The 7,984-nt window shown below is 62.4% G+C and carries 5 protein-coding genes and 3 pseudogenes; 5 read left to right on the forward strand and 3 right to left on the reverse strand.

The features are described 5' to 3' along the window. Positions 1-567, reverse strand: a pseudogene (locus JCM25156_RS22235) (nicotinate-nucleotide--dimethylbenzimidazole phosphoribosyltransferase); the annotation flags it as partial. A 51-nt stretch (positions 568-618) separates the two neighbouring features. On the opposite strand from JCM25156_RS22235, the gene cobU reads away from it, so the two are divergent. Genes cobU through JCM25156_RS06970 form a run of 3 tightly spaced genes read left to right on the forward strand, consistent with a single transcriptional unit; the run spans position 619 to position 3,244 of the window. After that, complete coding sequence (gene cobU / locus JCM25156_RS06960) at positions 619-1,158, forward strand: bifunctional adenosylcobinamide kinase/adenosylcobinamide-phosphate guanylyltransferase (protein ID WP_034958728.1); 540 nt, start codon at positions 619-621, stop codon at positions 1,156-1,158. Next, entirely contained in the window at positions 1,155-1,763 is a 609-nt protein-coding gene (gene cobO / locus JCM25156_RS06965; RefSeq protein ID WP_025812591.1) for a cob(I)yrinic acid a,c-diamide adenosyltransferase, read from the forward strand. The genes cobU and cobO overlap by 4 nt, the downstream gene beginning before the upstream one ends. Beyond that, positions 1,763-3,244 carry a cobyric acid synthase gene (locus tag JCM25156_RS06970; protein WP_025812592.1) on the forward strand — a complete coding sequence of 494 codons (1,482 nt, stop codon included), beginning with the start codon at positions 1,763-1,765 and terminating at the stop codon, positions 3,242-3,244. Before cobO ends, JCM25156_RS06970 begins: the two co-directional genes overlap by 1 nt. A 21-nt stretch (positions 3,245-3,265) precedes the next feature. On the opposite strand, the gene JCM25156_RS06975 is transcribed toward JCM25156_RS06970, so the two are convergent. Beyond that, positions 3,266-4,267: a glycosyltransferase family 2 protein gene (locus JCM25156_RS06975; protein ID WP_084296477.1), complete on the reverse strand. Its 1,002-nt coding sequence runs from the start codon at positions 4,265-4,267 to the stop codon at positions 3,266-3,268. A 315-nt stretch (positions 4,268-4,582) separates the two neighbouring features. Further along, positions 4,583-5,605: an adenosylcobinamide-phosphate synthase CbiB gene (cbiB, locus tag JCM25156_RS06980; protein WP_025812594.1), complete on the reverse strand. Its 1,023-nt coding sequence runs from the start codon at positions 5,603-5,605 to the stop codon at positions 4,583-4,585. A 492-nt stretch (positions 5,606-6,097) separates the two neighbouring features. Here cbiB and JCM25156_RS22240 point away from each other — a divergent pair. After that, positions 6,098-6,743: pseudogene (locus JCM25156_RS22240) on the forward strand (gluconate 2-dehydrogenase subunit 3 family protein). Next, positions 6,740-7,984, forward strand: a pseudogene (locus JCM25156_RS22245) (GMC family oxidoreductase N-terminal domain-containing protein); the annotation flags it as partial. The pseudogenes JCM25156_RS22240 and JCM25156_RS22245, both read left to right, overlap by 4 nt.

Genomic DNA, 7,984 nt, shown 5'->3' on the forward strand with positions numbered 1-7,984 from the left:
TTTCGCGCCGCCCCCGCCGAACAGGGCGGCGGCCATGGCGGCGGCGGGGGTTGTATTGCCAATGCCCATTTCCCCAAGGCAGAGCAGGTCGGTTCCGGGCCGCACGGCCCGCATGCCGGTCGTGACGGCCTGGAGGAAGGTGGCTTCATCCATGGCGGGGGCCTGCGTGAAATCGGCCGTGGATGGAGGTCCATCACCTCGATCACATGCAGGCGGGCGCTGGCCACGCGCGCGATCTGGTTGATGGCAGCCCCGCCATTGCGAAAATTCGTGACCATCTGGCGCGTGACATCGGTCGGCCATGGTGTCACACCCTGCGCGGTCACGCCGTGATTGCCCGCGAATACGATAATATCCACCCGCTCGGCGCGCGGGCGGTCGGTGCGCTGCCACTGTCCCGCCCAGCGGGCCAGGGCCTCAAGCTGCCCGAGGGCTGCCGGGGGGTTTGGTCAACTGGCTGTCATGGCGGGTAATGGCGGTGTCTGCCGCCATGTCGGGTGCGGGCAGGTCATGGCACAGCGCGCGCAGGGCGTGCATGTCGCATGGAAAGGAAAGACGGGATGGCATACACGGTGTTGTGTGGTCTTATGCGCCCAGATGCAAGATGGTGGAGATAAAATGAAAGCGCCCCCCCCGCATGATGCGCTGACCGGCATGAAGGCGTGCACGCTCGTTCTGGGCGGCGCGCGATCGGGCAAGAGCCGCTTTGCCGAGGGACTGTTCACCCGTTGGCCGACCCCGTGGAACTATATCGCCACCTGCCAGCCCCATGACGCGGAAATGGCGGGGCGCGTGGCCGCGCACCAGACCCGGCGCGGCGAAGGGTGGCATACGTTCGAGGCCCCGCTGGATGTGGCCGGGGTGCTCGACATTGCAGGCCCCGGCCCCGTGCTGGTGGACTGCCTGACCCTGTGGCTGACCAACCTCATGCTGGGCGGCCATGACATCGCGCAGGCGACTGGGGGCCTGCTTGCGGCACTGGCGCGCAGGGCGGGGCCAACGGTCCTGGTCTCGAACGAGGTGGGGCAGGGGATCGTGCCGGACAATGCGCTTGCGCGCCGGTTCCGGGATGAGGCGGGCCTGCTGCATCAGGCTGTTGCGCGCGAGGCGGCGCGTGTTGTTTTTGTGGTGGCTGGCCTGCCGATGGAGTTGAAATGACCCTTACCCCCGAAGAAATCCGCCACCGCGAGAAGATGGCGAAGCGCAAGGAAGTGCAGGACCGGGAGGTCAGCGGCAAATCCATAGAAAAAGGGCTGCTGGCGGTCCATACCGGCGCGGGCAAGGGAAAATCCACCGCCGCCTTTGGCATGGCGCTGCGCACGCTGGCCCATGGCGGGCGGATCGTGGTGATCCAGTTCATCAAGGGGGCATGGAATACGGGCGAGCGCAAGGCGCTCGCGCGTTTTGGCGACCAGGTGGAATGGCATGCCCTGGGCGAGGGCTTTACATGGAACACGCAGGACCGCGCGCGGGACATGGCCAACTGCCGCATCGCATGGGAACAGGCGCGCAACGCGCTGGGGCGCGCGGATGTGGCGATGGTGATACTGGATGAACTCAATATCGCCCTGCGCTACGATTACCTGCCCATGGCGGAGGTGCTGGCCGATATCGCCGCCCGCCCGCCCATGCAGCACGTGGTGGTGACCGGCCGTAACGCCCGCCCCGCCATGATCGAGGCCGCCGATCTGGTGACCGAAATGACGCAGGTGGCCCATCACTTCCGCAAGGGGGTGAAGGCGCAGGCCGGGATCGAGTTCTGATGGTGGCGAAAGCCCTCATGTTCCAGGGCACCGGCTCCAGCGTGGGCAAATCCGTGCTGGTGGCGGGACTGGCCCGCGCATTGACCCGCCGGGGCCTGCGGGTGCGCCCCTTCAAGCCGCAGAACATGTCCAACAACGCCGCCGTGACCGCCGATGGCGGTGAAATCGGACGCGCGCAGGCCCTGCAGGCCCGCGCCTGCGGGGTGCCGCTTTCGGTGGACATGAACCCGGTCCTGCTCAAGCCGCAGGGCATGACGGGGTCGCAACTGGTGGTGCGTGGCCAGATGCGCGGGCAGGTGCGCGCGCGCGATTTCCAGAGCTTCAAGCGGGGCCTGATGCCTGAAGTGCTGGCGAGTTTCCATGCACTCGCGGCGCAGGCCGACATCGTGCTGGTGGAAGGGGCCGGATCCGCCTCCGAGATCAATCTGCGCGCGGATGACATCGCCAATATGGGGTTCGCGCAGGCGGCGGATATTGATGTTGTGCTGGTGGGTGACATCGACCGTGGCGGCGTGATCGCGAGCCTTGTGGGTACTGCTACCGTGGTGGCGGCACAGGACGCGCAACGTATAAAGGGCTTTATCGTCAACCGTATGCGTGGGGATCCGACCCTGTTCGCCACCGGCATGACCGAAATCGCGCGCATGACGGGCTGGCGTTCCGTGGGGCTGCTGCCCTTTCTGGACCGCGTGCGTGACCTCCCCGCCGAGGACGCCGCCGATCTTGCCCCCGGCGCGGCAGGGGCGGGAACGGGAACCTCCACCGTGCGCGTGGCCGTGCCCTGCCTGCCCATGATCGCCAATTTTGATGACCTGGACCCGCTGGCGGCGGAACCGGAGGTCTCCCTGACCATGGTGCCACGCGGGCGGGTGCTGCCGGCGTGCGATCTGGTCATCCTGCCGGGCGCCAAGGCCACGATTGCCGATCTGGCGGCTCTGCGGCGCGAAGGCTGGGATATTGACATTCATGCCCATGTGCGCCGTGGCGGGTATGTGATGGGCATATGCGGCGGCTACCAGATGCTGGGCCGGAGCATTGCCGACCCCGCCGGGATCGAGGGACCACCGGGCGCTGTCGATGGTCTGGGGCTGCTGGATGTCACGACCGTACTGGAAGGCAGCAAGCGGCTTGAGGATGTAAGTGGCCACCTGCTGCCCGAACGCGCGCCGGTGCGCGGGTATGAAATGCATATCGGCCGCACCACCGGCCCGGACCATGCCAACCGGCCCCTGATCGATCTGGGTGACGGATATGATGGCGCGGTCAGCCCGTCGGGCCGGGTATGGGGCAGTTATGTTCATGGCCTGCTGGCCGATGGCGCGGCCCGCGCGACCCTGCTGGCGCGGCTGGGCGGTCGTTCCGGCGGGCATGACCATGACAGGACGGTTGATGCCGCGCTGGACGCGCTGGCCGATCATATGGAAGCCCATCTCGATATTGACGGCCTGCTGGCCATGGCGCGCCCGGTGCGGGCGGCATAGGCGCCCCAAAACGCCTATTTTTTATAAATCATTAACTTTCAATGATTTGTTCATTTCATGCTCGACCTTATAGGTCGGGTATTTACGGAACCAGGTGATCTTCCCTATGGCCGCGGCCTCCCTGAAGGCCAGCGAGATAAATGTATTCCTGAATTTCTTGGGGGCAATGACACTTAACATACCCATGCCCCCCAGCATGACCCCCCCGCCAATACATTGCAGCAGGCCGATACCTATCCATTTCAGTGAACTGAGGCGCGGATGGCGGGAATTCTTGACCAGCACCCCGACAAATATCTGCCCGCCCCCAAATGCCCGCATGAGCAGGTAGCGGAAGGTCATCCTGCCCGGCGGAACCCATTCGTAGGAAATGGCGGAGCCACACCAGATGATTTTCTTCCGGCGGTTTTCCAGTCTCAGGAACAGGTCACAATCCTCGCCGCCGGATGCGCCGAATTCCGGATCAAACGGCAGGGCGTCCGTAAAACATGTGGCGCGCCGCCAGATCGTGCCACTTGTCGCGACCGATACATAGGCCATGCCGGATTTCTTCCCCGGGCTGACACAGGTGCCATCGGGCATGGCCAGAAGACGGGAAAAGAAAGCGGCGCTCATTCCCTGAACAGGTATCTTATTTTCGGATACCGGCACCAGGGAGGAAAGGGCGCAGTCGGCCTCATGCTCCTCCAGCGCCGCATGCATGATGGAAATCCAGTTGTCACAGACAGTCATGTCATCATCAAGAAATATTATAATATCCGCGGATGATGCGGAGATGCCTTTATTTCTTGCGCGTGAAATATTACCCGGAGCAGACTGAACACAGTGAATGGAAACGCCGTGCGCATCCAGGGAAGCTATAACGGAATTCGCATAACCGGATGGGCTGTTATCCGAGACAACAATTTCACACGATAATGCGCAGGTGGCGATCTGCCGGACGCAGCAGTCCAGAATGCGCCGTAGTCCTTCCGGGCGGTTGAACGTACATATTATCAGGCAAATATCTGGCTTTATGGCCATTTTTTCTCACTCACGGACCCAAGCATACCCAATATAGTTCATCATCCATAATAATGAATGTCTAATGGATCATTGCCTCTCTTTTCACTGTCAGGCGTATTTCCTGTTTAATTCCAAAACAATACCATCTTTATGGGATTAATCCACCCGTTTCGCTGCCTGTTGCAGAGCAGGAGACTGTTCCGGAAAGCATTGCGGAAATCATAAGGAAGTTTTGGTGAAGCTTTTTTCAAAAAGCTTCAGGGAACGCCGATTTTTTGAGAAAAAAGGCGGAATCCCAAAACTTTTATTATTTATCAATGAGTTGTTTTGAAATCATCCCAGCCGGGCAGGCCGCCGCCGCAGGCCCCGTGCGAACAGTCCCAGCCCTGCAAATCCCGCCAGGGTCTGGATCAGGCAGGCCCGGCGGTACAGAGCCAGCGCGCGGTACAGGGCGTCCGGGCGGAGCGTGGCGGGGCCATCGCCCACCCATGGCTCATCCACAGTAACGCCGTTATAGGCGCGCGGGCCGGACAGGCGTATGCCCAGCGCGCCCGCCATCGCGGCTTCGGGCCAGCCTGCATTGGGGGAACGATGGGTCGTGGCGTCCCGCCGCAGGATGCGCAGCGCCCCGCCCGCATTCATGCCGCGCATGGTCGCCGCCGCCAGGATGATCCACAGGGCGGAAAGGCGGGAAGCGGGCAGGTTGACCAGGTCATCCAGCCTGGCGGCGGCGTAACCAAACGCCTCATGCCTCGGCGTGCGGTGGCCGATCATGCTATCCGCCGTATTGGCTGATTTATAGAATACCGCGCCCGGCAGCCCCCCCGCCGCCATCCAGAACAGGGGGGCCACGATGCCATCGGAAAAATTTTCCGCCAGTGTCTCGATCGCCGCGCGCAGGACACCCGCCTCATCAAGCTGTTCGGGGTCGCGGCCTACAATATGGGAGACGGCATGGCGCGCGGCGGGCAGGCTTTCCTCCGCCGATCGCGCCACCGCCAGCACATGGTCATGGAGTGAACGCTGCGCGACCAGCGTGCTGGCCAGCAGCACCGTAACCGGCAGGGCGAGCCAGCGGGGCAGCACACGCTTCAGAACCCGCTCCAGCACCACGGCCGGGAAGGTCGGTAACGCCACGATCAGCCCCGCCGCGACAAAGCCATTCACCCTGCGGCGCGTGGGGGGCAGGTCGGGGCGGTTAAGGCCCGTGTCGAGCCGGTCGATCAGGCGACCGATCCATATGACCGGGTGCCCGATCCGCCGTACAAGCGCCTGCGGGTATCCAACGGCGGCATCGGTTACGGATGCGATGCAGGCGGTACCCACACTCCGGCATGTAAAAAGGAAGAGGCGCATGGCTGCGTGGATATTGCGGGGAATGTGGTGCGTCAAGGAGAGACAGGCGAATATTTACCGAGAAATGACCGTGTATATGGATTATGTAATATTTTACGTTCAGGTAAAATAACCGACTTATATTTTTATGTGTTCTATTTAATTGTATGTGCCCCGAACACCCATCCATAATGATACAGGATTTGCAGGAGATGCCCGAAAAGCAGCCCACGCAACATTATGTAATCAGGTGTAAGTTTTGGTGAAGCTTTTTACAAAAAGCTTCAGAACCGCCGCCTTTCTGTAAAAGGCAGTACCTGAAAACCTGCCTTTCCTGCTTTTCCACCCGTCATATTTTCTTGCTATTAATAAAATTATCGGAAAAATCGATCCGGCATCAATCCGTTGCCTACGGATAAATGAAAAAACGGTTCAGCATAGACGCAGGGTATGGCGGGAAGGCATTTTTTGGGTATTGGCAGTTTACGGCTCACGCCGTCACGGCGGCGTTTCATGCAGGGGCTTGCGGGGGCGGCGGCATGTGGCACGGTTTCCGCTTTCGGCGCGTCGGCCATTACGCGGCCCCCTTACGCGCCGCGTTTTTTCAATGCCCCGCAGTGGGATTTCCTGATCGCGGCCTGTGACCGCCTGATCCCGGCGGATGTTCATGGCCCCGGCGCGCTGGCGCTGGATGTGCCCCGTTTTATCGATATGCAGATGGAAACCCCCTACGGGCACGGGGCGGGCTGGTACCGCACCGGCCCCTTCGTGCAGGGGGCGGCCAATCTGGCTACCAGTTGCCCTATGCCCCGCGTGACCTGTACCAGCGTGGCATAGCGGGTATGAACGCCCATGCCACCACCCGCCATGGCAGGCCCTTCGCGGCCCTGACGCCCGTGGTGCAGGATGGCCTGCTGCGCGCGGCCGAGCAGGGTGGGCTGGTATTTGACGATGTGCCTTCGGCGGTGTTTTTCGAACAGTTGCTGGCCAATGTGATGGAGGGCGCTTTCAGTGACCCCCTGCATGGCGGCAATACCGGCCTTGGCGGCTGGACATGCTGGGCTTTCCCGGCGCGCGGGGGGATTTCATGGACTGGGTGGACCGCTATGGCGCGCATTACCCGCTGGGAAGTGTCTCGATAACGGGGGAGCGGGCATGAGCGCGGACGCACGCAGGCTTGCCCCGGTTGATGTCGTGATCGTGGGGGGCGGCTGGGCCGGGTCCATCATGGCCAAGGAAATGACGGAGGCCGGGCGGTCGGTCGTCATGCTGGAACGCGGGCCGGACCGCAGCACGGCGGCGGACGGAGCCTATCCCGCCTCGCTTGATGAACTGGAGGGCAATTTCCGCTACCGGTTGTTTCAGGATCTGTCCAGGAACACGGTCACGATCCGCAATAACAGCCAGCAGACGGCCCTGCCGTACCGGCGCATGGCGGCCTTCCTGCCCGGTGAGGGCGTGGGCGGCGCGGGGCTGCACTGGTCCGGCGTGCATTTCCGCATTCCGCCCGATGACCTGCGCCTGCGTTCGCGCGTGATCGAGAAATACGGCCGCGCCTTTATCCCGGAGGGGATGAACCTTCAGGACTACGGGGTCACGTACGAGGAACTCGAACCCTTTTTCGACAAGGCGGAGAAGGTGTTCGGCACCTCGGGCGAGGCCTATAAGGTCAACGGGCAGGTAGTGGGCGCAGGGAATGTCTTTTCGCCCTCGCGCTCGGACCATTTTCCGTTGCCCGCGCTGAAGGATGTCTATAGCGCCCACCTATTCCGCAAGGCGGCGGAGGCCGTGGGCTTCCATCCCTATTCCCTGCCCGCCGCCAATGCCTCGCAGCAATATGTCAATCCGTATGGCGTGCAGATGGGGCCGTGCAATTTCTGCGGTTATTGCAGCGGATATGCCTGTTACATGTATTCCAAGGCATCGCCCAACGTGAACATCCTGCCGGTGCTGCGGCGGCACCCCCTGTTCGAACTGCGCCCCGACAGCCATGTGCTGAAGGTGGAACTTGATGCCGATGGCCGGCGCGCGACCGGCGTGACCTATCTCGATGCCGATGGCAGGGAATGCACCCAGCCCGCCGAAATGGTCATCCTGGCCGCGTTCCAGTTCCATAACGTGCGGCTCATGCTGCTATCCGGCATTGGCAGGCCGTATGATCCCGTCCGTAACGAAGGTGGTGGGGCGTAATTTCGTCTACCAGAACGTGACGACCAGCACGGTCTGGCTCGACCATGGCGTCGAGACCAACCAGTTTGTCGGCGCGGGCGGCGGCGGCGTGGCGTTTGATGATTTCAACAGCGAGAATTTCGATCACGGGCCGCTCGGCTTCGTGGGGGGCTCGCCGGTATGGGTCAATCAGGCCGGGGTCAAGGCCATCGCCGCCGCCCATGCCGGTGG

Source organism: Komagataeibacter kakiaceti JCM 25156 (assembly GCF_000613305.1).

Excerpts from the sequence above, each read along its gene's own strand:
- cobU (WP_034958728.1), top strand. The coding sequence starts at position 619 with ATGAAAGCGCCCCCCCCGCATGATGCGCTGACCGGCATGAAGGCGTGC.
- cbiB (WP_025812594.1), bottom strand. The coding sequence starts at position 5,605 with ATGCGCCTCTTCCTTTTTACATGCCGGAGTGTGGGTACCGCCTGCATC.
- JCM25156_RS06975 (WP_084296477.1), bottom strand. The coding sequence starts at position 4,267 with ATGGCCATAAAGCCAGATATTTGCCTGATAATATGTACGTTCAACCGC.
- cobO (WP_025812591.1), top strand. The coding sequence starts at position 1,155 with ATGACCCTTACCCCCGAAGAAATCCGCCACCGCGAGAAGATGGCGAAG.
- JCM25156_RS06970 (WP_025812592.1), top strand. The coding sequence starts at position 1,763 with ATGGTGGCGAAAGCCCTCATGTTCCAGGGCACCGGCTCCAGCGTGGGC.